Origin of the sequence: Stenotrophomonas sp. ATCM1_4, from assembly GCF_004348115.1 — a bacterium.
Taxonomy (GTDB): domain Bacteria; phylum Pseudomonadota; class Gammaproteobacteria; order Xanthomonadales; family Xanthomonadaceae; genus Stenotrophomonas; species Stenotrophomonas capsici.
Map to the genome: position 1 here is coordinate 1146477 of NZ_QPFB01000001.1, position 26761 is coordinate 1173237.

26 protein-coding genes are annotated in these 26761 nt (G+C 68.7%); 10 read left to right on the forward strand and 16 right to left on the reverse strand.

From position 1 onward, the window contains the following. Nucleotides 1–495, reverse strand: a complete 495-nt coding sequence (locus tag ATCM_RS05435) for a lipocalin family protein (protein WP_132863224.1) — start codon at nt 493–495, stop codon at nt 1–3. 189 nt (nt 496–684) lie between these two features. On the opposite strand from ATCM_RS05435, the gene ATCM_RS05440 reads away from it, so the two are divergent. Further along, nucleotides 685–933 carry a hypothetical protein gene (locus tag ATCM_RS05440; RefSeq protein ID WP_132863225.1) on the forward strand — a complete coding sequence of 83 codons (249 nt, stop codon included), beginning with the start codon at nt 685–687 and terminating at the stop codon, nt 931–933. 100 nt (nt 934–1033) lie between these two features. Beyond that, entirely contained in the window at nt 1034–3466 is a 2433-nt protein-coding gene (locus ATCM_RS05445) for a DUF3772 domain-containing protein (protein WP_243693966.1), read from the forward strand. A 187-nt stretch (nt 3467–3653) separates the two neighbouring features. Here the strand turns inward: ATCM_RS05445 and ATCM_RS05450 are convergent, their stop codons facing one another. Continuing rightward, on the reverse strand, nt 3654–5762 hold the full coding sequence (locus tag ATCM_RS05450; protein WP_132863226.1) for a phosphoglycerol transferase I: 2109 nt from the start codon (nt 5760–5762) through the stop codon (nt 3654–3656). A gap of 304 nt (nt 5763–6066) precedes the next feature. Here ATCM_RS05450 and ATCM_RS05455 point away from each other — a divergent pair, with 304 nt between their 5' ends. Then, the gene (locus ATCM_RS05455; protein WP_132863227.1) at nt 6067–6786 is read left to right on the forward strand and encodes a class III extradiol ring-cleavage dioxygenase; all 720 of its coding nucleotides are present in this window, start codon (nt 6067–6069) and stop codon (nt 6784–6786) included. A gap of 4 nt (nt 6787–6790) precedes the next feature. On the opposite strand, the gene ATCM_RS05460 is transcribed toward ATCM_RS05455, so the two are convergent. Then, nucleotides 6791–8443 (reverse strand): AarF/UbiB family protein, encoded by a 1653-nt coding sequence (locus tag ATCM_RS05460; protein WP_243694074.1) that lies wholly within the window; start codon nt 8441–8443, stop codon nt 6791–6793. Between the two features lie 181 nt (nt 8444–8624). On the opposite strand from ATCM_RS05460, the gene ATCM_RS05465 reads away from it, so the two are divergent. Further along, complete coding sequence (locus ATCM_RS05465) at nt 8625–9536, forward strand: DUF808 domain-containing protein (RefSeq protein ID WP_132863231.1); 912 nt, start codon at nt 8625–8627, stop codon at nt 9534–9536. A 60-nt stretch (nt 9537–9596) separates the two neighbouring features. Here ATCM_RS05465 and ATCM_RS05470 read toward each other — a convergent pair whose 3' ends face one another. The 3 genes from ATCM_RS05470 to ATCM_RS05480 all read right to left on the reverse strand — a co-directional run bounded on the left by ATCM_RS05470 (nt 9597) and on the right by ATCM_RS05480 (nt 12415). Continuing rightward, the gene (locus tag ATCM_RS05470) at nt 9597–10256 is read right to left on the reverse strand and encodes a hypothetical protein (protein WP_132863233.1); all 660 of its coding nucleotides are present in this window, start codon (nt 10254–10256) and stop codon (nt 9597–9599) included. 11 nt (nt 10257–10267) lie between these two features. Then, nucleotides 10268–10798 carry a sigma-70 family RNA polymerase sigma factor gene (locus ATCM_RS05475; protein ID WP_132863234.1) on the reverse strand — a complete coding sequence of 177 codons (531 nt, stop codon included), beginning with the start codon at nt 10796–10798 and terminating at the stop codon, nt 10268–10270. 90 nt (nt 10799–10888) lie between these two features. Then, entirely contained in the window at nt 10889–12415 is a 1527-nt protein-coding gene (locus ATCM_RS05480; RefSeq protein ID WP_132863236.1) for a GGDEF domain-containing protein, read from the reverse strand. A 122-nt stretch (nt 12416–12537) separates the two neighbouring features. Here ATCM_RS05480 and ATCM_RS05485 point away from each other — a divergent pair, with 122 nt between their 5' ends. Continuing rightward, a complete protein-coding gene (locus ATCM_RS05485; RefSeq protein ID WP_132863238.1) occupies nt 12538–13170 on the forward strand; it encodes an NAD-dependent dehydratase in 633 nt (210 codons plus the stop codon). Between the two features lie 158 nt (nt 13171–13328). Here ATCM_RS05485 and ATCM_RS05490 read toward each other — a convergent pair whose 3' ends face one another. The 9 genes from ATCM_RS05490 to pdhA all read right to left on the reverse strand — a co-directional run bounded on the left by ATCM_RS05490 (nt 13329) and on the right by pdhA (nt 20085). Beyond that, entirely contained in the window at nt 13329–14090 is a 762-nt protein-coding gene (locus ATCM_RS05490; protein WP_132863240.1) for an SDR family NAD(P)-dependent oxidoreductase, read from the reverse strand. A 50-nt stretch (nt 14091–14140) separates the two neighbouring features. Next, nucleotides 14141–14527 carry a VOC family protein gene (locus ATCM_RS05495; RefSeq protein WP_132863242.1) on the reverse strand — a complete coding sequence of 129 codons (387 nt, stop codon included), beginning with the start codon at nt 14525–14527 and terminating at the stop codon, nt 14141–14143. 32 nt (nt 14528–14559) lie between these two features. Further along, nucleotides 14560–15186, reverse strand: coding sequence for a DUF998 domain-containing protein (locus ATCM_RS05500; RefSeq protein WP_132863244.1), 627 nt, complete (start codon nt 15184–15186; stop codon nt 14560–14562). Between the two features lie 9 nt (nt 15187–15195). Next, the gene (locus tag ATCM_RS05505; protein ID WP_132863246.1) at nt 15196–15534 is read right to left on the reverse strand and encodes a hypothetical protein; all 339 of its coding nucleotides are present in this window, start codon (nt 15532–15534) and stop codon (nt 15196–15198) included. Between the two features lie 85 nt (nt 15535–15619). Then, nucleotides 15620–16033, reverse strand: a complete 414-nt coding sequence (locus tag ATCM_RS05510; RefSeq protein WP_132863247.1) for a hypothetical protein — start codon at nt 16031–16033, stop codon at nt 15620–15622. A gap of 151 nt (nt 16034–16184) precedes the next feature. Further along, the gene (locus ATCM_RS05515) at nt 16185–17579 is read right to left on the reverse strand and encodes a dihydrolipoamide acetyltransferase family protein (protein WP_132863249.1); all 1395 of its coding nucleotides are present in this window, start codon (nt 17577–17579) and stop codon (nt 16185–16187) included. Beyond that, nucleotides 17576–17929: an SH3 domain-containing protein gene (locus ATCM_RS05520; RefSeq protein WP_132863251.1), complete on the reverse strand. Its 354-nt coding sequence runs from the start codon at nt 17927–17929 to the stop codon at nt 17576–17578. Before ATCM_RS05520 ends, ATCM_RS05515 begins: the two co-directional genes overlap by 4 nt. Before the next feature lies 1 nt (nt 17930). Next, nucleotides 17931–19004: an alpha-ketoacid dehydrogenase subunit beta gene (locus ATCM_RS05525; protein ID WP_132863253.1), complete on the reverse strand. Its 1074-nt coding sequence runs from the start codon at nt 19002–19004 to the stop codon at nt 17931–17933. After that, nucleotides 18997–20085 carry a pyruvate dehydrogenase (acetyl-transferring) E1 component subunit alpha gene (pdhA, locus tag ATCM_RS05530; RefSeq protein ID WP_132863255.1) on the reverse strand — a complete coding sequence of 363 codons (1089 nt, stop codon included), beginning with the start codon at nt 20083–20085 and terminating at the stop codon, nt 18997–18999. The genes ATCM_RS05525 and pdhA overlap by 8 nt, the downstream gene beginning before the upstream one ends. A gap of 366 nt (nt 20086–20451) precedes the next feature. On the opposite strand from pdhA, the gene ATCM_RS05535 reads away from it, so the two are divergent. The 4 genes from ATCM_RS05535 (at nt 20452) to ATCM_RS05550 (ending at nt 24969) form a co-directional block, all read left to right on the forward strand. Next, nucleotides 20452–21324: a tryptophan 2,3-dioxygenase family protein gene (locus ATCM_RS05535; RefSeq protein ID WP_132863256.1), complete on the forward strand. Its 873-nt coding sequence runs from the start codon at nt 20452–20454 to the stop codon at nt 21322–21324. Between the two features lie 197 nt (nt 21325–21521). After that, on the forward strand, nt 21522–23015 hold the full coding sequence (locus ATCM_RS05540) for an oligopeptide:H+ symporter (protein ID WP_132863257.1): 1494 nt from the start codon (nt 21522–21524) through the stop codon (nt 23013–23015). Nucleotides 23016–23064: 49 nt separating this feature from the next. Continuing rightward, complete coding sequence (locus ATCM_RS05545; protein ID WP_225591751.1) at nt 23065–23619, forward strand: thioredoxin family protein; 555 nt, start codon at nt 23065–23067, stop codon at nt 23617–23619. 231 nt (nt 23620–23850) lie between these two features. Further along, a complete protein-coding gene (locus tag ATCM_RS05550) occupies nt 23851–24969 on the forward strand; it encodes a hypothetical protein (protein ID WP_132863261.1) in 1119 nt (372 codons plus the stop codon). 48 nt (nt 24970–25017) lie between these two features. On the opposite strand, the gene ATCM_RS05555 is transcribed toward ATCM_RS05550, so the two are convergent. Further along, nucleotides 25018–25512, reverse strand: coding sequence for a MarR family transcriptional regulator (locus tag ATCM_RS05555; RefSeq protein WP_132863263.1), 495 nt, complete (start codon nt 25510–25512; stop codon nt 25018–25020). A gap of 173 nt (nt 25513–25685) precedes the next feature. Between ATCM_RS05555 and hppD the strand changes: the two genes are divergently transcribed. After that, nucleotides 25686–26756 (forward strand): 4-hydroxyphenylpyruvate dioxygenase, encoded by a 1071-nt coding sequence (gene hppD, locus ATCM_RS05560; protein WP_132866083.1) that lies wholly within the window; start codon nt 25686–25688, stop codon nt 26754–26756. Nucleotides 26757–26761: the final 5 nt, after the last annotated feature.

Consider the following 26761-nt stretch of genomic DNA (forward strand, 5'->3'; position numbering starts at 1 on the left):
TCATGCCGTGCGGTGCCCGGTGTGCGGGGTGTGGATCAGTTCGTCCACGTCGAAGCCGTTCTGGCGGGCGTAGGCGATGTAGTGGCGGCGGGTGGTCTCGTCCATCTCCGGCTGGCGTGCCAGCAGCCACAGCGAGTGCCGGTCGGGGCTGCCGACCAGCGCGGTGGAATAGCTGCGGTCCAGCTGGATCACCCAGTAGTCGCCCACGCCCCAAGGTGCCGCGCGTGCGTCGTGGGTGGGGAAGCTCACTTCCAGCCTGCTGTTGTTGCCATCCACCGGCCACGCCTGGCCGATCGCTTCCTCCAGCTCGCCATGGTGCAGGCAGCGGCTCTGCACGCGCAGGCTGCCGTCGTCGTTGAGCGAGTAGAAGGCGCTGACGTCGGTGGCATCCCGGGGTTCGTGCTGCAGCGGCAACCGGTCGATTTCGTACCACGTGCCCAGGTAGCGCTGGAGCTCCAGCGACGACACGGTGGGCAGGGGCGGAAGCTTGCGCATGGTGCAACGGCGGTCGGGCGTCGGGAGTCCAGCTATAGGCCAGCAGCGGTGAAGGGGTTGTGGCCGGCATACCCCTTTTCGGCAAGCTTGGCGTGCCGTGCGCAGCGGCCATGCCGGTGCGTGGCGCCGTTAACCCGGGCTTGAACCTGGCGGGCTTAGGCTGGTGCCATCCGTCAGCGGGAGAAATCCATGTACGCAGTGATACTGCTCAAGGGCCAGAACCGTTTCGCGCGCGAGCGCTGGGAATCGCTGCCGGCGCGGGTGGAGTACGAAGGGCACGGCTTCTCGCTGCGCGCCGGGCCACACCAACCCCCGTCCCATGGACTGGAATTCGACCCGGTGGCGGTGTACGCGCCGGACGAGTTGACCGAGGAGGAATTCCAGGAGATCTACGCGCTCAACGCGCCGCATATCGCCGAGCTGCGCGCGACGTACTGAGGCGTGCCGGCGCGAAGCAGCGGGTGGTTCGCATGATCTGGACGTGGCCTGTTCTATAGTCGCGCCATGCGCGGTGGTCCGCGCGTTCCGGTGCGTGCCCTTGTTCCTGTCCTGCCTGTTGCAGCCGTTGCGTACGGCCCTGCTTGCCACTGTCCTGATCGGCGCCGGCGTACCGGCCGGCATTGCCTGGGCCGCGCCCGATGCGGGCAGCGCCGCCACGCTGACGCCGCAGGCCCGCATCGAGAAGGCCTCGCGTGCGCTGGATGCGGTCAAGCGTGCGGTCAATGACGCCGATGCACAGGAAACGCTGAAGACCCTCGTCGACCAGGCCAGCCAGGCCCAGCGTGACGCCGAGGCCAGCGTGCAGGCGTTGCAGCCGGACCTGGAGGCGCTGGACGCGCGCATCGCGCTGCTCGGGCCGGTGCCCGAAGGCGGCGAGGACCAGGACATCGCCCGCCAGCGCAAGGCGCTGGACAAGCAGCGCAGCGACCTCAACAGCGACATCGCGCGCGGCAAGCTGCTGGCCGAGGACGCACGCCAGCAGAGCGAATCGATCGAGAAGATGCGCGCCCAGCTGCTGGGCGAGCAGTTGGGCCGCAAGGTGGCATCGCCGTTGTCGCCGACGCTGTGGCGCGAGTTCGCCCAGCACCTGCCCGATGACCTGTCGCGGCTGCAGTCGCTGGGCCAGCAGGCGCGCGACGGCCTGTCCAGGGCAACCGCGAAACACGGGTGGACCGTGCCGCTGGCCGGTGCGGTGATGGCCCTGTTGATGGTGTTCCCGCTGCGCTTGTGGCTGCGCCACCTGGGGCGGCGCTACGCCGCATCCGAGCGTGCGCCGGCAGGGCGGGTGCGTCGCACCGGTCTGGCGGTGTGGCTGCTGCTGGTCGGCACGCTGCTGCCGGGACTGGCGGCCAAGCTGCTGGTCGGCAGTCTGGATGCGATCTCGGCGATCGCGCCACGGCTGGTGTCGGTGGCCGACACCTTCGTGGTGGCCACCTTCATCGCCGCCTTCATCGCCGCGCTGGCCGCGTGCCTGCTGGTGCCGACCCGACCGTCGTGGCGGTTGCTGGACATCGATGACCTGGCGGCGGTGCGCCTGCGCCGCTTCGCCTGGGGCGCGGCCTGGCTGACCTGGTTGACCATGCTGATGCGCGCGGTCAGCCGCGCGGCGCTGACTTCGAATGTGGGCACGATCACCCTGGACGGGCTGATCGCGCTGACCTACGTCGGCCTGATCATGAGCATGCTGGCCACGCTTGCCGCCCTGCACCGGCGCCGGTCGGCCGAAGCCGCGCAGGCCGAGCAGGAGGCCGAGGCGGCGGGCAAGCCGCACGCCACGCGCGGGTCGCGCAGCGGCTGGCTGGTGGTGGCGCGGCTGGGTGGCCACCTGGCCGTGTTCGGCGCGTTGATCGCCACCTTGCTGGGTTACCTGAACTTCGCCATGTTCACCGCGCAGCAGATGGTGTGGGTGACCGTGGTGGTGCTGGCCACGCAGTTGCTGATGAAGTTCGCCGATGACTTCGCGCTGTGGCTGCTGGCGCCGGAGAGCGCCATCGGGCGCACGCTGCGGCTGTCCACCGGCCTGCCGCCGGGACGGCTGGAGCAGGGCGGGGTGCTGGTGTCGGCGACGCTGCGGGTGGTGCTGGTGATCGTCGGCATCACCGCCGTGGTGGCGCCATTCGGCAATGTCAGCGTGCTGTACGACTGGGTGCAGGCGCTGGCGGGTGGGGTCCGGATCGGCGGCAGCGTGCTGCGGCCGTCGTCGGTGTTCTGGGCGATCGTGGTGCTGCTGTGCGGGCTGGCGCTGATGCGCGTGGTGCAGCGCTGGCTGACCGAGACCTACCTGCCCAAGACCGACCTGGACACCGGCGCACGCAACTCGATCAGCACCGTGGCCCATTACACCGGCATCGTGCTGGCGGCCTTGTGGGCACTGGCGACGCTGGGCATCGGCTTCGAGAAGCTGGCGCTGCTGGCCAGCGCCCTGTCGGTGGGCATCGGCTTCGGCCTGCAGGCGATCACCCAGAACTTCGTGTCCGGCCTGATCCTGTTGGCCGAGCGCCCGGTCAAGATCGGCGACTGGGTGAAGATCGGCGACCAGGAGGGCGACATCCGCCGCATCTCGGTGCGTTCGACCGAGATCCAGGTGGGCGACAAGTCCACGCTGATCGTGCCGAACTCCGAACTGATCACCAAGACCATCCGCAACATGACCATGGCCAATGCGCTGGGGCGGATCCAGATCCAGTTCTCGGTGCCGCTGGGTACCGACGTGGGCAAGCTGCGCGGCCTGATGCTGGACATCTACGCGGCCAATGAAACCGTGCTGAGCGAGCCGGCGCCGTCGGTGTTCATCGATTCGATCAACGGCGGGCTGGTCGCGATCAACAGCTTCGCCTACGTGCCGTCGGCGCGGAGCGTGTACGGCACGCGCAGTGCGCTGCTGTTCGAGCTGTTGCAGCAGTGTGCGGCGAACGGCATCGCATTGGTCACGCCGACCGACATCCACCTGGTCCGCGACCCCCAGCCGTAGGCGCGGCCTCGGCCGCACCCCATCGCCCCCCCGGTTACCCCCCCCCCACCCCCCCCCTGCCCGGGGGGGGGGGGGGGGCGACACCGTCATGCGCACCGGGGTCGGCAGGCGCGGCCTTGGCCGCGAAGCCACCGGATCGTCTCAAACCCCGCCCGGCGGTGCAGCGCCCGGGTTGCTTCCCGCGCCCTCAGGAGCGCGGGAACCCCGTCGGTGCCGGCAGCAGCGCATAGCCTTCCACCGCCAGTGACTCGGCGTGGCTGAGCCAGGCGCGGATCTCCAGGTCGTCGATGTCATGGTCCACGCCCACCGGCATGGTGATGCGTCCCTGGCTGTCCGGTTGCACCCATTGCTGGGCCAGCACCACCTTGCGGCTGGAGGACACCGCTTCCACCCAGAACGCACGCGTGGGCCGCTGCGCGGCGTACAGCTCCAGCACGTACTGGCCCGGCTTGGCGTGGCTGGGCTGGCGGCTGATCATGCGCGACTGGCGCACGCTCGGGCGTGGTCCGGTGAACGGCTGCAGCGGTGCATCGATGGCGATGCCACGGCGCAGCTGCGCGTCGCGGAACATGCGCATGCCCTGGTCGGCATCGACCAGCAGCGCACACCACTGGCCGTCGGCCGAGCCGTCCTCGAAGGCGGTGCAGCGGTCCACGTAGGCCAGGCGATGCGTGGGGTCGGCCTCCTCGAACTTGCGCGAGGTGTTCTCCAGGTACATCGATGCCAACTGCCAGTCCTTGTCGTACTCCAGCAGCACCGGCGGCTGCACCTGCTGCACGCCGACCAGTACCTTCTCGTCCTCCAGGCGCAGCATGCGCGGTTGGTCGCCACCCAGCCACAACGAGCGCGCGAACGCACGGTACGGCGCGTAGCTGCTGCCGGCGTCGCCGCGCAGGGCCGCGACGCTGGCGCTGGCCGGGCGCGGCGAGGCCAGCAGCGAGCGGCCGAAGCCGATCGCCGAGATCGCCGGGTCGATCAGCTGCAGCGCGGTGGCGCCGGAATCCAGCGTGGTGCCCGCGGTGGCGGTGACCTGGCGCGGGGTGATGTCCTTGCCCAGGAACACCAGCAGGTTCTCGCGGCGCTGCTGTTCGAGCACGTGGCTCAGGTCGTTGGGCATGGCCAGGTGGTCGGAGGCCAGCACCACCAGCGTGTTGTCGCCGAACTCGCTGCTGCGGATGCGCTCGATCAGGCGCGAGATCAGCCGGTCGCTGCACTTGAGTGCATTGAGCAGGCCGATGTTGCCCAGCGCGCTGCGGTAGCGCGTGCCCTTGCAGGCCACCGGCAGGTGCCCGGCCGGGTGATGGGTGTCCATGGTCAGGGTGGTCAGCATGAACGGCTGGCCGCCGCGCGAGAGTTCCAGGAAGCGGTCGAACGCGCGGTCCAGCAGCACGTCGTCATGCACGCCCCAGTTGGAGAAGTGCTTGCGCGCGATGTCCTGCTGCTCGAACCAGGCCAGGTCACGCACGTCGTCGAAGCCGTGCGTGCGCAGGAAGTCCGCCTTGGCCGCGAACTGGCCGTTGGCTCCGCCCATGTAGTGGTTGCCGTAGCCCTGCTGCTTCAGGTAATCGCCCAGGCAGAACGCCTCGGGCAGGAAGCTGCCCATCCGGCCCATGCTGTTCTCGTCGCCCTGCGCGGTGGTCAATGGCACGCCGCACATCGAGGACACCAGCCCGGCGATGGTCCAGCCGCCGCCATCGGCCGAGGCGATGTCACGGAAGTCCAGGCCCTGGCTGGCCAGGCGCTGGATGTTGGGCATCAACCCGGGGAAGACGCGCTCGTCCAGGTAGGTCCGTTCTAGGCTTTCGCCGTAGATCCACACGATGTTCGGGCGACGCGCCAGCGGCGCCGAGGGCATCACGTATTCGGGCACCACGGCGCTGTAGTCCACCGGCTTCATCTGCTGCTGCAGGCGGCGCAGGTCGCTGTACAGCGGGCTGGCCAGCACGCAGGCCACCAGCAGCGCGGCGAAGCCGGCGAACACCGGCATGCCGAAGCGCGGCAGGCGCAGGCGGCGCACCCGCAGCAGCAGCAACGGCGAGAACGAGATGATCACCAGGCACGCGAAGCCGAGGATGTAGGCGCTGAAATCGCCGACGCCGGCACCGTCCATGTCGCTGCGCAGGTGGTAGAGCGTGGCCGAGTTGATGCCATCGCCACTGAGCTGGTCGATCAGCCACCAGCCACTGAAGGCCAACAGCAGCGCGGTGAGCAGGCTGGCCTTGGTCCGGGCCAGGGTGGAGGACAACAGCAGCAGGACGACAAGCGCCGCCAGATACAGCCCGATGATCCAATGCATGCGGTCACGTGGGTAGCGGAGGGAAAGCCTGCGGTGAGCGCAGGCCCGCACCATCGCTGCATTGCAGGCGTATGACGATGCGGGGAATCGATGTTGCCTACAGGAACCTGACTGAAATGTTTCGGTCAAAAACGGGCAATTCGCCTATTCATGATCCAGCCATGACGTGCTAGGCATCATTTTGTGCATCGCAAGGTGAAGTGGCGCCGCAGGCCATCACCGATCTCCGGGGAACAGCAGCTCTTACGGTCGCCATCGATGGCTGCCAGCAACAGGAGCCGGCCCCCGCCTCAAGGGGAAATCAATGGAATTGCAACGCATGCCGGCCTTGTTCGCCGGCCTGGAAGAGTTGTCCGTGCCTGGCTGGGATGCCGCCGCGTTGCAGCAGGCCACCCAGGCCTACCCGCGCCCGCGCGCGATCGTGTGTGTCTCGCCGCGTTGGCAGACGCGCGGGGTCTGCATCAGCATCGCGCCCGAGCAGGACAGCCTGCACGCGATGGAATCGGTATCCACGCGGGTGGCGCGCCGCGTCGCCGGCCTGCTCGACATGCCGAGTGCACGCCTGGACAGCAGTCATCCGCTGGATCCGGAAGTCGTGCAGCTGGTGCAGGCGCTATACCCGCAGGCGGATATCCCGGTGGTGCAGATCAGCCTGGATTCGGAGCTGTCGGCGCTGGAACATGCCGCGTTGGCGGCATGGCTGCGGCCACTGCGCGAGCAGGGCGTCCTGATCGCCGGCATCGGCACCATCTGCCCGGATGCTGACGATGCCACGCGCCAACAGGTGTCGTGCTTCCGTGACCAGGTGGGCCAGTTGATCGACGCGGGCGACATCGTGCGCCTGGCCGAATGCCGGCTGCCCGCGCCCGGTGGTGAGCGGGACATGCACCTGGCGCCGAGTGCGCTGCCGTTGCTGTATGCGCTGGCCGTGCGCGAGGCCGGCGACAGCGTCGAGTTCTTCAATGGCAAGTGCGCGGGCATGCCTGCGACGCCCTCGGTCGTGCTGCATCCCAAGGCTGCCTGAGCCTTCAGCGGTGGCCGCGTTCCTCGCGTTCGCGTGAGCGCGTGCGGCGATCGAACAACAACGCGCTGACGATCAGGCCCATGCCGATCGCCACGCCCAGCAGGAACAGCAGGATCGCGAACGCCGGGTAACCGAACAGCGTGAAGCGCGTGGGCACCTGCATCAGCAAGGCCGAGGAGAGCAGCAGCGCGGCGGTGATCAGCCCGGCGGCGATGCGGTTGGCGACCTTCTGGATGTTTTCCATCAGGCGCGACTCCTCCAGCCCGGTGACCTTCATCTGCAGGCGGTTCTCGGCGACCAGGCTGAGGATGTCGGACATGCGCCGTGGGCCGTCGCGCAGCAGGTGCTGCAGCTCCATCGCCTCACTGGCCAGGTTGGCGCGCGAAAGCGACTTGCGGAACCGCGCGCGCATCACGTGCTGGAGCTGCTTTTCCACCACCTTGCGCGTATCCATCTCCGGTGCCAGTACCCGGCACACGCCTTCCAGGTTGAGCAGCGCCTTGCCGAGCAGGCTCAGTTCCGGCGGCGTGCGCAGGTTGCTGGCGGTGGCGATGCGCACGATCTCCAGCACCACCTGGCCCTCGGAGACGGTGCCGTTGGCGGCGTAGCGGGCAATCATCTGCCCGGTCTCGCGCAGGTGGCGTTCCTCGTTGTAGTCCTCCAGCCGGGTGCTGATGGCGATGATCTCGTCGGTCACTTCCTCGCCGCGGCCATCGACGGCGGCGAACAGCAGCTTGAGCAGGCGTTCGCGCAGGCGCGGCGGCACGTGCGCGACCATGCCCAGGTCGAAGATGGCCAGTTGCCCGTCCGGGGTGACGCGCAGGTTGCCCGGGTGCGGGTCGGCGTGGATCTCGCCATGCACGAAGATCTGGTCCAGGTAGCCGCGCACCAGCGCCGCGGCCAACGGCAGCATCGGCTGTTCGGTACGGCGAACCGGCGGGATCGCGTCCACGCGCACGCCTGGCACCAGTTCCATGGTCAGCACGCGCCGGCTGCACAGGTCCCAGATCGGCTGCGGCACCCACAACTCCGGATAGGGCGCCAGGTGCTGGCCGAAACGCGCCAGGCTGGCCGCCTCGGCCTCGTAGTCCAGTTCCATGCGCAGGGTCTTGGCGAACTCCTCCAGCCAATCGGAGAAGCGCACCTTGCGGCCAACCCGGGTGAGGTGGTCGGCGGCGCTGGCGAAGCTGCGCAGCACGCCGATGTCCGAGCGCAGCTGCGCGGCGATGTCCGGCTTCTGCACCTTGATCGCCACTTCCCGGCCATCGCGCAGCTGCGCGCGGTGGACCTGGGCGATGGAGGCGCAGCCCAGCGGTTCGGGGTCGAACCAGTTGAACAGCTTGCTGATCGACGCGCCGAGGTCTTCCTCGACGATGGCGCGGATCTGCTCGACCGGGATCGGCGCGACCTTCTCCTGCATGCGCTCCAGCGCGGCCACGTACTCGGCGGGGATCATGTCCGGGCGGGTGGACAACACCTGGCCGAGCTTGACGAAGGTGGCGCCCAGCGCCTCCAGGTCGGCGACGAACTGGGTCGGGTCACCGGCGGCCGGCGCGCGCGCCAGGCGCGGCAGCTCGCCGTCGAGCGAGATGCCGGAGAACACGCCGGAGTTGCGATAGCGCAGCAGCAGGCGAACGATCTGCTGGCGGCGGCTCATGCCGCCAACGGTGGCCGGGCTGTCACTGGTGGTGGGCTGCTCGTTCAAACGCAGGGGTCCACAGGGGCAGGGATCCCCAGTGTGGCCGCGGAAGGGTGGGCGAAGGGTGAATGCGGCCCCCTCGCGTTGCGGCGCACCGATGAGTGAGAATCGGCAGCTCTTCCCCCTTCGGAACCTCCCCATGGCTGGAGCCAGCCTGTTCGCCCTGCTCGACGACATCGCCACCCTGCTTGATGACGTTTCCATCCTGACCAAGGTCGCGGCCAAGAAGACCGCCGGCGTGCTGGGCGACGACCTGGCCCTCAATGCCCAGCAGGTGACCGGGGTCAGCGCCAACCGCGAGTTGCCGGTGGTGTGGGCGGTGGCCAAGGGCTCGCTGCTCAACAAGGCGATCCTGGTGCCGGCGGCGCTGGCGATCAGCGCCTGGCTGCCGTGGGCGATCACCCCGTTGATGATGCTCGGCGGTGCCTTCCTCTGCTACGAGGGCGTGGAAAAACTCGCGCACAAGTTCCTGCATTCCAAGGACGAGGACGACGCCCACAAGGCCGAGCTGACCCGCGCGCTGGCCGATGACAGGACCGACGTGGTGGCCTGGGAGAAGAACAAGATCAAGGGTGCGGTGCGCACCGACTTCATCCTCTCGGCGGAGATCATCGTGCTGTCGTTGGGCGTGGTGTCCAGCGCGCCGTTCGGCCAGCAGGTGGCCACGCTGATCGCCGTGGCACTGGGCATGACGGTGTTCGTCTACGGCCTGGTGGCGGGCATCGTGAAGCTCGATGACATCGGCGCGTGGATGCTGGACAAGGGCAAGGCGATGGCCGCGCTCGGGCGCGGCATCCTGTATGCCACGCCGTGGCTGATGCGCGGGCTGTCGATCGCCGGTACGGCGGCGATGTTCCTGGTCGGCGGCGGCATCCTGGTGCATTCGATCCCGGCGCTGCACCACTTCGTGGTCGGGCTGGCCCCGTCCCACCTGGAGTGGCTGGCCAACGCGCTGGGCAGCGTGGTGGTGGGCGTGGGCATCGGTGCGGTGGTGCTGGCGGTGGTGACGTTGGTGCAGAAGCTGCGCGGTGGTTCCACGCCGGCGCACTGAGGTGCCGGCATGCAGCGCGGCCCGGGCCGCGCTGCATGCGATGACGCCCCGTGGCGTGGATCACGGCGGGGTGGAGAGCTCACGCAGGTGCTGTTGCGCGCGTGCCAGTGAGTGACCGGACAGGCTCTGCAGCAGGCACTGCAGGCCATGCGTTGGTGGCAGCCGACGCAGTGCCCAGCGCGCCAGCGCGGCGCTGGCGAGCATCGCCACGATGCCGAAGCCCAGCGTGGCAACGAACCATTGCGGCGCCAGCCGGTACAGGTCCAGGTGCAGCCACTGCACGCACAGCCACTGCGTGGCCAGCAGCCACAGGCAGAACCACGGCAGTCCCAGCGCCAGTTCGGTGGCTGCGGTGAAGCGTTGCAGCCGTGCCAGCTGCTGCATCCGCTGGAGGACCGGCGCATCGAGCATGTCGATGCGCAGCGCCAGCAGGGCGCGGGTGATGGACACCCAGATCGCGGCGATGCCATACACGTGGAAGGCCAGGCCGGTGAGCAGCAGGTGCGGGACGTCGCGATGCGCGATCCAGAACCCCGCCGCCAGCATCGTCACTACGATCCACGCCAGCAGCCAACCCAGCTGCAGCGCGCTGAAGCCGCGCAGGCGGCGGCGTACCTGCTGCTGGCGCGGTTGCCGCCAGGCCTCCAGCGCGGTGGCTTCCAGCGCGTCGATGCGTCGTGCCTGGTCGGCCCAGGCGGCCTTGAGCTGTTCCAGTTCCATCGGGGGCCTCGTCAGTCTTGGGAAGGGGACAGGTGCCGGCGCAGCTGCTGGCGCAGGCGGTGCAGGCGGGTGGCGGCATTGCCGGCGCTGATGCCGAGCACCTGGCCGATCTCCTGGTGGCTGCAGTCATCCAGGTGCAGCAGCAACAGGGCGCGGTCCAGTGGCGGCAGGGCGTGGATCACGGCATGCAGTTGCGCGCGCTGGGCAGCCTGCTCGGCGGTGTCCTCCACGGCCAGGCCTGATTCCATCGGGTCGGGGGCGAGCGTGCCGTGGTGGCGCTGCCGCAGCTGCCGGCTGCGCTGCTGGGAGATGGCCACGTTCAGGGCCACCCGGTACAGCCAGGTGCCGAACCGGGCCTTGTCCGGGTCGAACGAGGCGAAGCCGCGCCAGGCCTGGATGCTGATGTCCTGGACCAGGTCGCGGCGGTCCTCCGCTGCCTGGCTCCAGGCGCGGGCCACCTTGAGCACGATGCCCTGGTGCTGCTGCAGCAGGTCGGCGAAGTGGTGCTGCAGCGTGGCGTTGGCGGTCACGGGGATGTCCATGCAAGGGTGATTCGCACCAGCGCAGGGAATATCACAGCGGCGGGGAGGAGGCGGTCGCGGTCGGCCGGTGCCGGCCGCACGGCAGGCGGCTCAGTCGGCGTTGCGGATCTGGTCGCGGCCGGCCTGCTTGGCGGCGTAGAGCGCGCGGTCGGCGCGCTGCAGCAGCAACTCGGTCGGCTCGCCGGGGCGGCGTTGCGCCGTGCCGGCGCTGAAGCGTACGTGCACCCGCTGGTCGTCCTGCAGGAAGGGGCGCTGGGCCAGCGCTTCCTGCAGGCGGCGCAACTGGGTCTGTGCCTGCGCCTGCGGCATGGCGGGCAGCACCAGCACGAACTCGTCGCCGCCGAGGCGGGCGACGTGGCCGTGGCTGCCCAGTCGCGCCTGCGCGGTGGCGACCAGGTGGCGCAGCGCACGGTCGCCGCCGGCGTGGCCGAAGGCGGCATTGGTCTGGCTGAAGTGGTCCAGGTCCAGGAGCGCGATGCTGAGTGTGGCCCCGTCGTCGGGCAGGCTTGAAAGCAGGGCATCGAGCCCGCGCCGGTTCAGGGCGCCGGTCAGCGGGTCGGTGCGCAGTTGGTTGCCGGCTTCGGCCAGTTCGGTTTCCAGCTGGCGCACGCGCTGCTCGGCGGCCTGTGCTTCGGCGCGCGCATTGGCCAGGTGGTCACGCGCCCGCGCGGCCTGCGCTTGCACGCGCGCGGTGTCCTGCAGCACGTCCTGCAGCAGGCTGGTCAGGTCGGCGATGCTGCGGCTCTGGCGCACGGCGATGGCATAGCTGGCGATGCGGTCGTGGTACTCGCCGGTTTCGGTGGCCATGCCGTCGACCTGGTCGATGAAATCGACCATCAGTTCCTTCATCGCCTGCTTGGATTCGTCGATGCCCTGGCGCAGCAACCCCTGCCGGTAGATCACTTCGCGCAGGTCATTGCGGGTCTGCTCCAGCGCATCGCCGTCCAGCGGACCGGACAGCAGCTGGCGCACGCTGCGGATCTGGCCGTGCAGCCAGCTGTCGGCGTCGAGCAGCTCGGTGATGTTCTCCAGCAGCAGATCGAACAGGCTCAGCAGCAGGTCGCGCTGCTCCTGCAGGCCCTCGCTGCGCACGCCGACCTGGTGGCACAACTCGCGCAGGTGCTGGGCCACCGGCTGCAGGGCCTGGCCGCTGCGCCAGGCCCGCAGTTCCTCGCCCATCCGCCGTGCCTGCTGCTCCAGCTCGGGCGAATGCTGCATCAGGCTCGCCAGCACCGCATCGAGCGTGTTGGCCAGCAGGTCGCGCAGCTGCGCGGCCTCGCCATTGCCGACGGGCGGCTCCTGCTCGATGGTGCGGATGTACTTGTCGATCAGCTGCCGCATCAGGCGGCCATAACGCTCCCAGTCCCGCTCGGCATGCGCGCTGTGCAGGCGCTGGCCCATGTCGCCCAGTTCACCCGGCAGGCTGCACATGCCCTGGGCAAAGGCACCGAGCAGCGGCTCGGGGCTGTCGGCGCCGACGAACAGGCGCTGCAGCAGGGCCATGCCGGGGTTGTCCAGCGTCGCCGGTTCGGGCCGCGGCGCAGAGCTGGTCCGACGCGACAGGATGCGTCCCAGCCCGAGGCTGCCTGGTGCGGAGGAATCGGAGCTGTCGGCCATGGCGCGCGGGTTCGGGTGGGGGTGCGGGGGCGCGCAGGCGCCCCCGGGCGGGGTGGTATCCAAGCCTCATTATCGGCAAGGTGGTGGGGGGCTTGAATCGCAGTCGATCACAGGAGCGGGACATGCGGGTGCTGTTGGCGGGGGCGACCGGGTTGGTCGGGGCGCAGGTGCTGCGGCGCCTGCTGGCCGATGCGCGTTGCAGCGCGGTGGTGGCGCCGACCCGGCGGCCATTGCCGGTGGTCGATGCACGCCTGCACAACCCGGTGCAGGATTTCGCCGCCTTGCCGCTGGACGCGCCGTGGTGGCAGGTGGATGCGGCGATCTGCGCACTGGGGTCGACCTTGAAGCAGGCCGGTTCGCGCGAGGCGTTCCGCCAGGTCGACCATGGCTACCCGCTGCTGATCGCCCGCACGGTACGGGCGCGGGGCTGCGCGGTGTTCGCGTTGAACTCGGCGATGGGAGCCGATGCCGGTTCGTGGTTCTTCTACAACCGGGTCAAGGGCGAACTGGAACGCGACCTGCGCGCGCTGGGGTTCGATGCGTTGACCTTGGTCAGGCCCGGGCTGATCGGCGGTGAGCGACTGGAGAAACGTGCCGGTGAGCACGCCGCCCTGGTGGTATTGAGCGCGCTGGGGCCGGTGCTGCCCAAGGCCTGGCGGATCAATCCGGCCGAACGGATCGCCGGGGCGTTGGTGGAGGCGGTATTGGCACCCACGCCGGGCGAACGGGTGGTGGGCTCGGCGGCGTTGGCGTGAGTTCTGGAGGGCGGGGGGACGTTGTTTCTGACGCAGGCTCGCGGTCGAAGCCGTTCCTACGCCCCCTCCCTTTGCCGCAGGCAAGGGGAGGGCTGGGGAGGGGTGCTCTCGTGCAGGAACCCTGATCGGCTTCGTGACCGAGGCCGTTCCTGAGAGGGTCACGCAGGCAGCGATTGGCCGCCATCCACCGCCAGCACCTGCCCGGTGATCCAGCGCGCCGCCGGCGAACACAGGAACAACGCTGCCTGCGCCACGTCCTCGACATCGCCGAAGCCGCCGAACGGGATCCTGTCGCGGATCCGTGCGTACAACGCCGGCTCCTCGCTGCGGCGACGCTCCCACAGGCCACCGGGGAATTCGATCGAGCCTGGCGCCAGGGCATTGACCCGGATGCGCTCGTGCGCCAGCTCGGTGGCCAACGCGGTGGTGTAGTAGTTCAGCGCGGCCTTGGCCGTGGAGTACGCCGCCGCGCGTGGGGTCGGCACCGAGGCGTTGATCGAGCTGATGTTGAGGATGGCCGGCATCGCGCTGCGGCGCAGGTGGGGCAGCACGCAGCGGTTGGTGCGCACGGCCGCCATCAGGTCGATGTCGAAGCCGGCCTGCCAACTGGCATCGTCATTGCCGTTGCCATAGCCGGAGGCGTTGTTGACGACGATGTCGATGCCGCCAAGCGCGGTGGCCGCGGCGTCCACCCACTGCGCGATCTGCGCCGGATCGGCGAGGTCGCAGGACTGCGCATGGACCGCCTGCGCTCCGGTGGCCTCCAGCAGCACGGCGGCCTGCTGCAATATCTGTGCATTGCGTGCGCACAGGCTGATGCGCGCGCCGGCGCGGGCAAAGGCGTCGGCGATGGCCAGGCCGATGCCGCGGCTGCCGCCGGCGATCAGCACGCGGGCACCGGTGAGGGTGGGAACGGACATTGGCTGCATCTCCAGGGAAGGCTGCGCGGATTATCCGATGCCGTGGGTGTTCACTCCCAGACGCGCGGTGGCGCGCCCTGCTCGGGGTGATGCATGCGTACCACGCAGAAACGATGGCCCGTTGGCGCTTCCATCACCCACCAGCGCTTGACGAAGCCGATGCGGCGGGCGCCCAGGGCTTCCAGGCGGTCGGCCTCGGCGTCGATGTCGTCCGCTTCGATGTCCAGGTGCACGCGCGAGGCGTGGCTGACACGCTGCACCTCGACATTCAGGTGGCCGGGGGCATCGCGCAGGCGGCTGTACTGCGAACCATCGGTGTTGGATTCGCTGGGCTCGGCCTCCAGCCCCAGTGCGGCGCCCCAGAACGCGGCGGCGGTGTCGCTGTCGGTGTCCTGGCAATCGATGATGAATCCGGCAAGACGGCTGCGGTGGCTCATGGAGGGCTCCGGGTGGCAGGGGAGCCGGCAGCTTACCCGCGTGTGGTTGCAGCGCCGGTTGCGATGGCGCGCGGGCCGGCCAGGTGCCAGGCGGCGCTGCACAACGCCCCGTAGACCAGCCATTCGGCCAGGCGTTGCAGCAAACCGCGCACGTCAGCCAGCGCGGGAGTGCCCATCAGCAGGAACAGCAGCAGCCAGGCCATCGCCAGTGCGATCCACAGCAACCGGGTGGCGGGCCGCAGGCCGGGCGCGGCCGCCATCAACACCAGTCCCAGCGTGGTGCCCAGGTAGGTCAGCACGCCCAACAGGTTGTGCAGCACCTGCCAGACGCTGCCGCCGTGCGGGCAGCCCAGGTCACATGGCGCCAGCGCCGAGCCGATCCAGGCCAGGGGTTCGCACAGCAGCAGCCAGTAGCCGACGCGCCCGATACCCACCAGCGGTACGCGCGCGGCCATCACCACCAGCAGCACCGCGCCCAGCACGCCCACCGGGATGAAGCCGGCCAGGCTGATCAGCCGCGCGTGCGCGCTGCCGGTGGCACCGAGTTCACTGATGTACTGCGCCACCGGCGAATACCCGGGCTTGAGCGCCGCGCCGCCCAGCAACATGGCCAGGTAGACCAGCACGAACAATCCGACCAGCCAGCGCCTGTCCTGCATCGGCGCGCCTTACTGCGGGCTGCTGGACAGGAACAGTTCCACCTTGCCGCACGACGGGCAGGCGTACAGGTCGAACTCCTCGCGGTGCACGAACAGTTCGCCCAGTTCGCCGAGCAGGAACGGCATCGCCTGCGCGCCCTCGTGGAAGCGGCGGCGACCGATGAAGGCCATTTCGCTGTCGGTGCAGCGCAGGCAGGTCATCTGTCGCGGCCCCTGGACATGCACGACGCCCGGCGCGTGCGCCTCGGGGTCGGGGGCACTGCCGTCGGCATGCGTGCCGCAACGCCAGCACACGCGTGCCTCGATGCCATTGCGTACACCGCATTGCGTACAGATCCAAGCGTCCATGGTGTTTACCGAATCGTGTGCGTGGCTTGCCGGCCCATCGTAACGCCGGAGGATGACACCGCGGTATCCGCCGGCCCGGCAACGATCAGTGGATTGGCGGCGCGTGCAGCTGGGCGAACAGCAGGTTCTGCGCCTTGCGGGCCATTGCGCGCGGCACGCTGGCGACGAAGCTGCCACCGCTCAGGGCCATGTCACCCTTGATGATCAGGCCGTTGATGCGGGTGTAGCTGCGGAAGGTGTAGCGGTTCCCGTCGCGGCTGACTTCCAGGAACATCGGTGCGGTCAAGAAGCCTTTGCCCTTGCGGTAGACGCGGTTCGGGCCGGCTTCGCTGGCAAGGTGGTAGCCATTGGCCTGTGCCCAGGTGGCGACCTGCGCCAGGACGTCCTCATCGCTGGTCAGCGTGGTCTGGTCGAACGGCCGGCCGCTGTTCCTGGCGATCAGTGCCATCACGTTCAATGCCCCCAGCCCGATCACGGCGCCGACAACCATCCCTGTCATTATTCCCATTGCGTTTTCCCATTGAAGTAGCGGGCCGTATGGTAACGGCCCGCAGGCGTGCATGCGTGTTCAGCAGGGGGGAACCGCTGCATCGATCCCAAAAAAAGGGCCCGCATCACTGCGGGCCCCGGGACTGCGGTGGCAGGACCGGTCAGTTGGCCCGTGCCAGGTCGTCGATCAGCGCACGCAGGAAGCGGGCGGCTTCGCCGCCGGTGCAGGCGCGGTGGTCGAAGGTGACGGACAGCGGGATGACCTTGTGCGTTTCCACGCCACCCATCACCGGCGTCAGCTGGAAGCGGGCGCGGCCGGCGGCGACGATGGCCACGCACGGCGGCACGACGACCGGCGTTGCGTAGCGGCCGGCGAACATGCCGAAGTTGGACAGCGAGATGGTGTAGCCGCTCAATTCCGAAGCGGCGATCGAGCGGTCTTCCACCTGCTGGCGCAGGCGGTTGATGCCCTCGCGCACGCCACGGGCGTCGAGCATGTCGGCATTGCGCAGGGCCGGCACGAACAGGCCGTCGTCGGTGTCCACCGCGATGCCGATGTCGACCTGCGCGTGCAGGGTACGGGTGAGGTTGTCGCCGTCGAACCAGGCATTCATCGCCGGCACGGTCTGGCAGGCGACCACGATCGCGCGCACCAGGCGCGAGGTCATGTCATTGCCCGGTGCCCAGGCGTGGATGTCGGCGTCGTCGGTCAGCGTGGTCGGCACGACCTTGCTGTGCGCATCGGCCATCACCCGCGCCATGTTGCGGCGCACGCCCTTGAGCGGTTCCGGCTGGCCCTTGGCGACCACGCCCGGCGGCGCGGTACGCATCGGCTTGCCGGCGGCGGAAAGCGGGGTGCGTGCGGCTTCATCCCTTCCACCGCCTGCGGGGGAAGGTGCCCGCAGGGCGGATGGGGAAGCGCCCTCACCCGGCGCACGCTGTGCGCCGACCTCTCCCGCACGCGGGAGGGGTGCGCCGACGCGGGCGGTACCGGCTTCGGCGGCCTGCTTCACATCGTTCATCGTCACCGCGCCGTCGGCGCCGGTGGCACGCACGCGGGCCAGGTCCACGCCCAGCTTGCGCGCCATCGCGCGCACGGCCGGCACTGCCTTGACGCCACCGACGGCCACGGCCTGCTCGGTGTGCACGGCATTGGAGCTGACCATCGCGCCGACCACGGTGCCTTCGTCGGCACGTTCGGCGGCGGCAGCCTGTGCCGGCGCTGCGGCAGGTGCAGGTGCCGCAGCGGCCGGTGCCGGGGCGCCGTGGTGGTGGCCGGTGTCCTGGCCTTCGGCTCGCTGTGGCAGGTTCGGGTCGATCTCGAAGTGCGCCAGCATGTGGCCGGTGACCACGATGTCACCCGGCGCGCCGGCCAGCTTCAGTACCTTGCCGGACACCGGCGAGGGCACCTCGACCACGGCCTTGGCGGTCTCCATCGAGACCAGCGGCTCGTCCAGCTTGATCACGTCGCCTTCCTTGACGAACCACTCCACGATGGTGGCGTCCGGCAGGCCTTCGCCCAGGTCGGGCAGGTTGAAGCTCTTGGTCTGGCTCATGTGCAGTTCTCTTCCAGCAATTCAAGTTCGCGTGCCGGTAGCCAGCCCTGCGTGCCATCGGCACGCTCGGACCACCACCAGCCGCCATGTTCATGGTGCAGCCGCACCTGCTCGCCACGGTCCACGTCCAGTTCGCGCGCGCTGTAGTCGCGCAGCACTTCGGCGCGGCCGTCGTCGAGCATCCGCAACCAGGCAATCGGCGTCCATCCGGCATCGCCGGCGTCGGTGGTCACCCACGCGAACGCCGGCCATTCCTCGTCACGCACACCCAGGGCGACGATCTGCCCGGTGTGCACGTGCAACGGATTGCGGTACTGGCTGCGGTGGCTGCCGGTCAGGCGTGCCTGCATGTCAGCCCGCCGCCACCGCGCGCTTGGCCGCCGCCACGATCCGCTCCACGCTCGGCAGGTACTTCATTTCCAGGCGGAACAGCGGGATGTGGGTGTCATAGCCGGTGACGCGCTCGACCGGGGCGAGCAGGTCGTACATCGACTCCTCGGCCAGGCGGGCGGCGATCTCGGCGCCGAAGCCGGCGGTCTTGGGCGCTTCCTGCACGATCACGCAGCGGCCGGTCTTGGCCACCGACTCGGCGATGGTGGCGAAGTCCAGCGGGCGCAGCGTGGCCACGTCGATCACCTCGGCGCTGATGCCTTCGCCGGCCAGCTTGTCGGCTGCTTCCAGGGCTTCCTTCACCTGCGCGCCCCAGGTCACCAGGGTCACGTCGGTGCCGTCGCGCAGCACGAAGCACACGTCCAGCGGCAGTGCCTCGCCGTCGTTGGCGACCACTTCCTTGTACTGGCGGTAGATGCGCTTGGGCTCCATGTAGATCACCGGATCCGGCTCGCGGATCGCGGCCAGCAGCAGGCCATAGGCACGCTGCGGGCTGGACGGCAGCACCACGCGCAGGCCCGGCACGTTGGTGAAGATGGCCTCGTTGGCCTCGCTGTGGTGCTCCGGTGCACGGATGCCGCCGCCCCACGGCACGCGCAGCACCATCGGGCAGTGCAGGCGGCCACGGGTGCGATTACGCAGGCGCGCGGCGTGGCAGATGATGTGGTCCACCATCGGGTAGACGAAGCCGTCGAACTGGGCCTCGGCCACCGGCTTCATGCCCTGCGCGGCCAGGCCGACGGTGAGGCCGGCGATGGTGGTCTCGTCCAGCGGGGTGTCCAGCACGCGCTGTGCGCCGAACTGCTGCTGCAGGCCGGCGGTGGCGCGGAACACGCCGCCGTTGACGCCCACGTCCTCGCCCAGCACCAGCACCGACGGGTCGTGTTCCATTTCCCATGCAAGGGCCTGGGTGACGGCTTCGATGAGGGTGATCGGGGTGGCGGTCATGGTGGTTTCTCCGCTGTTGCTGGCCGCGCTGTGGGCCACGTCGTGGCCGGCCGGGGTTCCGGGAAGGGCGCGCTTGATGTCATCCATGGCGCTGCTCCAGGGCGATGGCGGCGGCGCGCTGGGCCAGCAGGTCCGGCGGCGGATCGGCGTACAGGTAATCGAACATGGCCTCGACCGGCTGCACCGGGCAGTTGAGGTAGGCGTTGACCTCCTCGTCCACGCGGGTGCCGCACTCGGCGATCCAGGCCTTCTCTTCCTCCTCGCTCCACACGCCGGCGGCGGTGAGGTACTTGCGCAGGCGGATCAGCGGCTCGCGCTGCCAGGCGGCCTTGACCTCGGCGTCGTCGCGGTAGCGGCGGGCGTCGTCGGCGGTGGTGTGGTCGGACAGGCGATAGGTGAGGAACTCCAGCACCGTGCCGCCCTTGCCGGACAGGGCACGTTCGCGCGCCTGCTCCATGGCCGCCAGCACCGCGATCAGGTCGTTGCCGTCCACCTGCAGGCAGAACAGGCCGCCGGCCAGGCCCTTCTGGGCCAGGGTCTCGGCACCGGTCTGGGCCGAACGCGGCACCGAGATCGCCCAGCCGTTGTTGACCACGCACAGGATCAGCGGCAGCTGGTAGGCGCCGGCCGAGTTCACCGCGGCGTAGAAGTCGGTCTTGGAGCTGCCGCCGTCACCGCAGACGGTGACCGCCACCTGCGGCAGGCCGCGCAGCTTGAACGACAGCGCCGAGCCGGCCGCGTGCAGGCATTGGGTGGAGATCGGCACGCAGATCGGGAAGTCGCGGACGGCGTCGCTGTCGCGGTCGTAGTCACTGCCGCGCTCGTCGCCGCCCCAGTACATCAACACGTCGCGCGGGCGCACGCCGCGCATGAACATCGCGCCGTACTCACGGTAGCTGGGGGCGAACACGTCGCCGCTCTTCATGGCTGCGCCGATGCCGACGTGGGCCGCTTCGTGGCCCAGGCAGGAGGCGAAGGTGCCGAGTTTGCCGGTGCGCTGCAGGGCAACCGCCTTGGTGTCGAACACCCGGGTGGCCAGCATCTGCTTGAACAGCGGCAGCAGGCTGCGCGGGTCGCGCAGCGACTCCGGCAGGTCGTCGCGTACCAGGCTGCCTTCGGCATCCAGGTACTGCAGGTATTCGATTTGGAACTGGGCGGAAACCGTCATTGCAGCAACACCTTGAACAGATGGTTTCAAATGATAGGAATTGCGCATGGTAAGGAATCAGGCTGGAAAAGCCGTCCTGCGGCGCAGCACGACTGACCGTACAAATGCCGGATTCGTTCCATGGCCCTCGCCACGGCCGAGCAAATACAGCGTATTCAGCAAGGCCGCGCCAAGGCAGGGCATTGTCGCGCCGGTTGCCATCGCAAGTGTTCTTATTCCGTTTGCGCGGAACCGCACCGTGGGGGATGCCCGCCGGGCCGGGCCATGCCCGGCAGGCGATCCCGGCAATGTCCGGCGGCGCCGGGCGCCGCGCTACCGGGCGTGCGGCTGCGTTACCCTTTGCGCCCCGCGCAGATGGCAAGGCCGATGACCGTAGAAAAGAACCAGCGTGAGCTCGAGGCAGGCATCCACACCGACCTGCAGGGCCGGCTCACCTACGGCGGCTACCTGCGCCTGGACCAGTTGCTGTCGGCCCAGCAGCCGCTGTCCAACCCGCCGCACCACGACGAGATGCTGTTCATCATCCAGCATCAGACCTCGGAGCTGTGGCTGAAGCTGCTGGCCCACGAGCTGCGCGCCGCGCGTGCCCACCTGCAGCGCGACGAGGTCTGGCAGTGCCGGAAGGTGCTGGCCCGTGGCAAGCAGGTGCTGCGCCTGCTGACCGAACAATGGGCGGTGCTGGAAACCCTGACCCCGTCCGAATACATGGGCTTCCGCGACGTGCTCGGGCCCTCGTCCGGCTTCCAGTCGCTGCAGTACCGCTACATCGAGTTCCTGCTCGGCAACAAGAACGCGGACATGCTGGGCGTGTTCGCCCACGACCCGGCCGGGCAGGCGCAGCTGCGCGAGGTGCTGGAGGCCCCCAGCCTGTACGAGGAGTTCCTGGCCTACCTGTCGCGCTTCGGCCATGCCATCCCGGCCACCTACGAGGGCCACGACTGGACCCAGTCGCATGTCAGCGACCCGGCGCTGCGCCATGTCTTCGAGAACATCTACCAGGACACCGACCGCTACTGGCGCGAGTACTCGCTGTGCGAGGACCTGGTGGACCTGGAGACCCAGTTCCAGCTGTGGCGCTTCCGCCACATGCGCACGGTGATGCGGGTGATCGGCTTCAAGCGGGGCACCGGCGGCTCCAGCGGCGTGGGGTTCCTCAAGCAGGCGCTGGAGCTGACCTTCTTCCCGGAACTGTTCGAAGTCCGCACCAGCATCCGCGCCGATCCGCCGGCGGGCGCCTGAAAATCCAACGTATTCAGCAACTTGCAGGGGCGCCTCGGGGCGCCCCTGCGGCGTTTCCGGCCGCCGCAGGCCGGCCCGGGCAAGCCGTCTGTGGATTTGACGTGAAGCCGGCCCTTCGGTGATGCTCGCCCGTCGCGCCGGTTCCGGCCGACTTCTTTCGCATCACTTGCCCATCGAATGACTCAGGGGACACCCGCATGAGCGCTGCCGCGCCCAATTCCGCATCCAACCCGGCGCCCGTGCCGGCGTTCACCAACCTCCTCGGCCATCCACGCCCCCTGTGGATGCTGTTCATGACCGAGTTCTTCGAACGCTTCGCGTTCTACGGCATCCGCTGGGCGCTGACGCTGTACATCGTCGCCCAGTTCTCCGAGAGCCAGGCCGGTGCCAGCAAGCTCTACGGCGCCTACCTGGCGCTGGTGTATGCGGCAGCCCTGTTCGGTGGCTTCGTCGCCGACCGGATCATCGGTTACCAGCGTTCGATCCTGATCGGTGCGGCGGTGATGTCGCTGGGCCTGTTCCTGATCGCCATCCCCAACGACCAGGTGTTCCGTATCGGCCTGGCCACGGTGATCGCGGGCAACGGCCTGTTCAAGCCGAACATCTCCAGCATGGTCGGGCAGCTGTACGGCATCAACGACTCGCGCCGTGACTCGGGCTTCACCATCTTCTACATGGGCATCAACGCCGGCGCGCTGGTCGCACCGGTGCTGACCGGCATCCTGGCCGAGAACGTGTTCGGCACCGAAGCCATGCCGGCCTACAAGTACGTGTTCATCGCCTCGGGCGTGGGCATGCTGATCAGCCTGGTGTGGTTCTGGTTCGGCCGTCGCCAGCTCGGTGACATCGGCAAGCCGCCGGCCGGTGCTGAAGGTATGGGCCGCACCATCGCCGTGCTGGTGGGTTCGCTGGTGGCCGTGCCGGTGGCCTATGCGCTGCTGTCCATCGACGCCGGCATCCTGGGCTGGATCCTGGGCGCGCTGTTCACCGCGCTGTGCGTGATGATCCTGGTCGAGGGCATCCGCGAGGGCAAGGTGGCCCGTGACCGTGCCATCGCCATGCTGATCATCTTCGTGTTCAACGTGCTGTTCTTCATGTTCTTCGAACAGGCCGGCAGCTCGTTCAACTTCCTGGCGCAGAACATCGTCAACCGCGACCTGGGCGGCTGGACCTTCCCGATCGGCTGGTTCCAGTCGGTCAACTCGGTGGCCATCCTGGCCCTTGGCCCGATCTTCGTGTGGTTGTGGACCGCGCTGGGCAAGGCCAACCCGTCGATCCCGCGCAAGTTCGGCCTGGGCCTGATCTTCAACGGCCTGGCCTTCCTGCTGCTGATGTACGCGCTGTCCTCGCTGGTCGACGGCGCCGGCAAGATCCCGTTCTGGACCCTGTTCATGGTCTACGTGATCCAGACCGTCGGTGAGCTGTGCCTGTCGCCGATCGGCCTGTCGATGACCACCAAGCTGGCCCCGCTCAAGGTCGTGGGCCTGGCGATGGGCGGCTGGTTCCTGTCTACCGCCATCGGCAACAACCTGTCGGGCATCTTCGCCGCGGTGGTCAGCGGCGAGAGCGGCATGACGGTGGAATCGGCCCTGAAGGGGTATACCTTCGGCTTCTGGTCGCTGCTGGGTGCAGGCGTGCTGTTGTTCCTGATCGCCCCGCTGGTGCAGAAGCTCATGCATGGCGTGAAGTGAGGAAAGACCGATGAACAAGCTGTTTGGAGTGGTCCCGTTGGTGTTCGCCATGGCCGTGGCCGGTTGCAACCAGCCGCCACCGCCGGTGGAGAAGGTGCAGCCGCTGGACACCTCCGAACAGAAGGCGCCGGTGGCTGACACCAGCCAGCCGGTGTCCTCGGGCAACACCCCCACCGCGGCGGATATCGCCGCGGTGGCCGCGCTCAACGCGCAGTTCGACCCCGCCCGCAACCCGGTCGCCGACCTGGAAACGGCCAAGGTCGAGGCCCAGCGTGGCGGCAAGCGGATCATCCTGGACGTGGGCGGGGAGTGGTGCTCGTGGTGCCACCTGCTGGATGCCTTCATGGAAGGGGATTCGGAGATCCGCCGCTTCCGTGATGGCAACTACGTGTGGATGAAGGTCAATTTCAGCGAAGAGAACGAGAACACCGCGTTCCTGTCCGGCTACCCGGAGATCAAGGGCTACCCGCACCTGTTCGTGCTCGATGCCGAGGGCAAGCTGCTGCATTCGCAGTTCACCGGCGACCTGGAGAAGGGCAAGGGCTACGACCGCGAGAAGTTCTTCGCCTTCCTCAAGCAGTGGGCACCGCCGGCCGCGCAATGAGCCGTGGCGGTGGGGATGACAACGGCGCCGGAAGGCGCCGTTGTCGTTTGCGCACGGGCCTCACGGCCGAGGCGCTCCTGCGTGGCAGGCGCAGCTCGCCGTGATCTGCCCTCCCTTTCGCGCAGCGAAGGGGAGGCTGGGGGAGGGGTAGCGCCGCATGCCTTCATATTCCCCCCGCGCTGCCGCTAACGGATGCATCTCCGCCTGCGCACGGCCCGCTCCGTCTTCGCCATGCAGCCTGCTTCTGATTCCCCCTCCATCGTCGATACCCCGCCCGTCGCGTCGGCCAGCGTCAGCCTGCCAAGCGTGGACGAACTGCTCGACGAGACGCCGGCCGCCGAGGACACCTCGCCGGTACCAGCCTCCTCGCGCCTGCCGCAGGCTGCGGTGCCGCCGAACATCATGCTGCAGTCGGCGGTGATACGGCTGGTCGAGCAGAAGGAGCAGATCGACCGGGTGGCCCGCAATGGACTGCTCGCTGGCCTGCTGCCGCCGGAGTGGAGCAGCTCGCCCGGCAATGAACTGCGCGCCTTCGTCGCCTCGGTGTTGCCGTTCGCATCGGACAGCGCCCGCGGCGAGACGGTTGCCGCGCGGGTGCCGTTGAAGTTCCTGCTCGGCCATTCGCAGCGCTGGGGCAAGGCCGATGTCGCCGAGCCGCGTTCGCTGGCGGCCTACCTGGCCAGTGACGAGCGCGCCACCGCCGGGGGCACCGATCTGGCCGAGGTGATGCTGCTCTCGCCCCTGGGCGTGGCGTGGACGCAGACCGGCCGTGCCCGCGCCGGCTTCCTGCGCGCGATGGGCGTGGAAACCCTGGCCGCACGCGTGACCGCATTGCCCTACCCGGCGGCCGAGCAGCTGTCGTTGTACCAGGTGCACAGTGGCGGACGGGCACAGGTCTGGTGTGTGCTGGACAAGCGCCGGCTGCGCGCGTTGGCCGTGCCGGCCCTGAGCCTGCCGGTGCTGTCGGCCTATGGCGTGGAAGCGCCGCAGGCATGGCCTTCGAACTGGCCGGATCCTGCGGAAGTTGACGCCGAGCTGGCGTTGGCGGCGGCCGGCAAGTCCGTGCCGGAGGTCGATCTGGTCAAGCTGGTGGACAAGATAGGACGCAGCAGGGCCAGCGAAGCCTGGGTGGGCGCCAGCCTGATGCAGCTGCACACCTGGGTGCCGCGCTGGCGGTTCTTCCTGTCTTCGTTCATCGGGTTGCCAGCGGTGCTGTTGCTGCTGGCGGCGCTGGCATTGCCCGGCAGCATCGAAGCGGCGGCGGTGGCCGCTGCGCTGGGCTTTGCCGGTGGCGCGATCGCCGCGTTGGCGGCGCCGTGGATCTATGCCCAGCGCAAGCACCTGAGCTGAGCCGCGCGGCCGCGTACCCTCCGCCGCCGGCCCGCGGCCGGCGACGTCTCAGGCTTCGCTCATGCGGGGCAGGCCGGCATCGGCCAGGCGGGTGATCAGGCGCTCGAGCACCTGTTCCTCTTCCTCGCTGAGCACTGACATCAGCCGACGTTCCATCTCGATCACCAGCGGAGCGATGGTCTCGTAGACCTCGAAACCGGCCGCCGACAGCGCCAGCACCGAGCGACGGCGGTCATCGCCGTGCGTCTCGCGCTTGATGAAGCCGCGTTCCAGCAGGCGGGCCACGGCGCGGCTGACCGCCACCTTGTCCATCGCGGTGCGCTCGGACACCTCGCTGGCCGAGGAGCCGGGGTACAGCGCCAGGATGGTGATCACCCGCCACTCGGGGATGGCCAGGCCGTAGCGGTCGCCGTACAGCCGGGCGATGTTGCCGCTGACCCGGTTGGACAGGACGCTGATGCGGTAGGGCAGGAACTGCTCAAGATCCAGCAGGACGTGCGAGGCCCGGATGCTGGTGGACTTGCTGTAATCGGAAGAGCTCATGCTGCAGTGCACCTTGATGGTGGTTTCATGTGAAACTATAACCTTCGGTCCAGACCCGCGTTTGCGCGTGTCTTCCTGTTTTTTACACCGCCGGCACCCGGCAGTGGTCACGCAATCGGAGGCAACCCATGAATACCCAAGCCCACGCCGCACCCCACGCGCCCAATCCGGGCATGCAGGTCACCACCTTCGAAAACCCGATGGGCATTGATGGTTTCGAGTTCGTCGAGTTCGCCGCGCCGGCCGGGCAGGCCGCCCAGCTGCACACGTACTTCCGGAACATGGGATTCACTGCCGTGCTCCGCCACCGGCAGCGTGCTATTACCGTCTACCGTCAGGGCGGCGTCAACTTCCTCGTGAACGAGGAGCCGGATTCCTTCGCCGCCGACTTCGCGGCCAAGCACGGCCCCTGCGCCTGTGGCTTCGCCATCCGCTTCCAGAAGCCGGCCGCCGAGGTGCTCGCCGCTGCGCTGGGCAACGGTGCCGAGGAAGTCAGCCTGCTGGCCGACACCCGTGCCGTCCCGGCCCCGGTGATCAAGGGCATCGGCGACTGCATGCTGTACCTGGTCGACCGCTATGGCAAAGGCGGCAGCATCTACGACACCGACTACGTGCCGGTCGACGGTGCCGAGCAGGACCCGAAGGGCTTCGGCCTGACCTTCATCGACCACCTGACCCACAACCTGTACCTGGGCAACATGCAGCAGTGGTCGGACTACTACGAGCGGCTGTTCAACTTCCGCGAGATCCGCTACTTCGACATCAAGGGTGCCAAGACCGGCCTGGTGTCCAAGGCGATGACCGCCCCGGACGGCATCGTGCGCATCCCGCTCAACGAGTCCTCCGACCCGAAGAGCCAGATCAACGAGTACCTGGACGCCTACAAGGGCGAGGGCATCCAGCACATCGCCTGCTTCACCGACAACATCTATGACACCGTCGAAGCCATGCGCGAGCACGGCATCGAGTTCCTGGACACGCCGGACACCTATTTCGACGTGGTCGACCTGCGCATCCCGGACAACGGCGAGGACGTGCCGCGCCTGCGCCGCAACAAGATCCTGATCGACGCCGACCCGGAGACCAAGCAGCGCAAGCTGCTGCAGATCTTCACCCAGAACTGCATCGGCCCGATCTTCTTCGAGATCATCCAGCGCAAGGGCAACGAAGGCTTCGGCGAAGGCAACTTCCAGGCGCTGTTCGAGAGCATCGAGCGCGACCAGATCAAGCGCGGCGTGCTGTAAGGCAT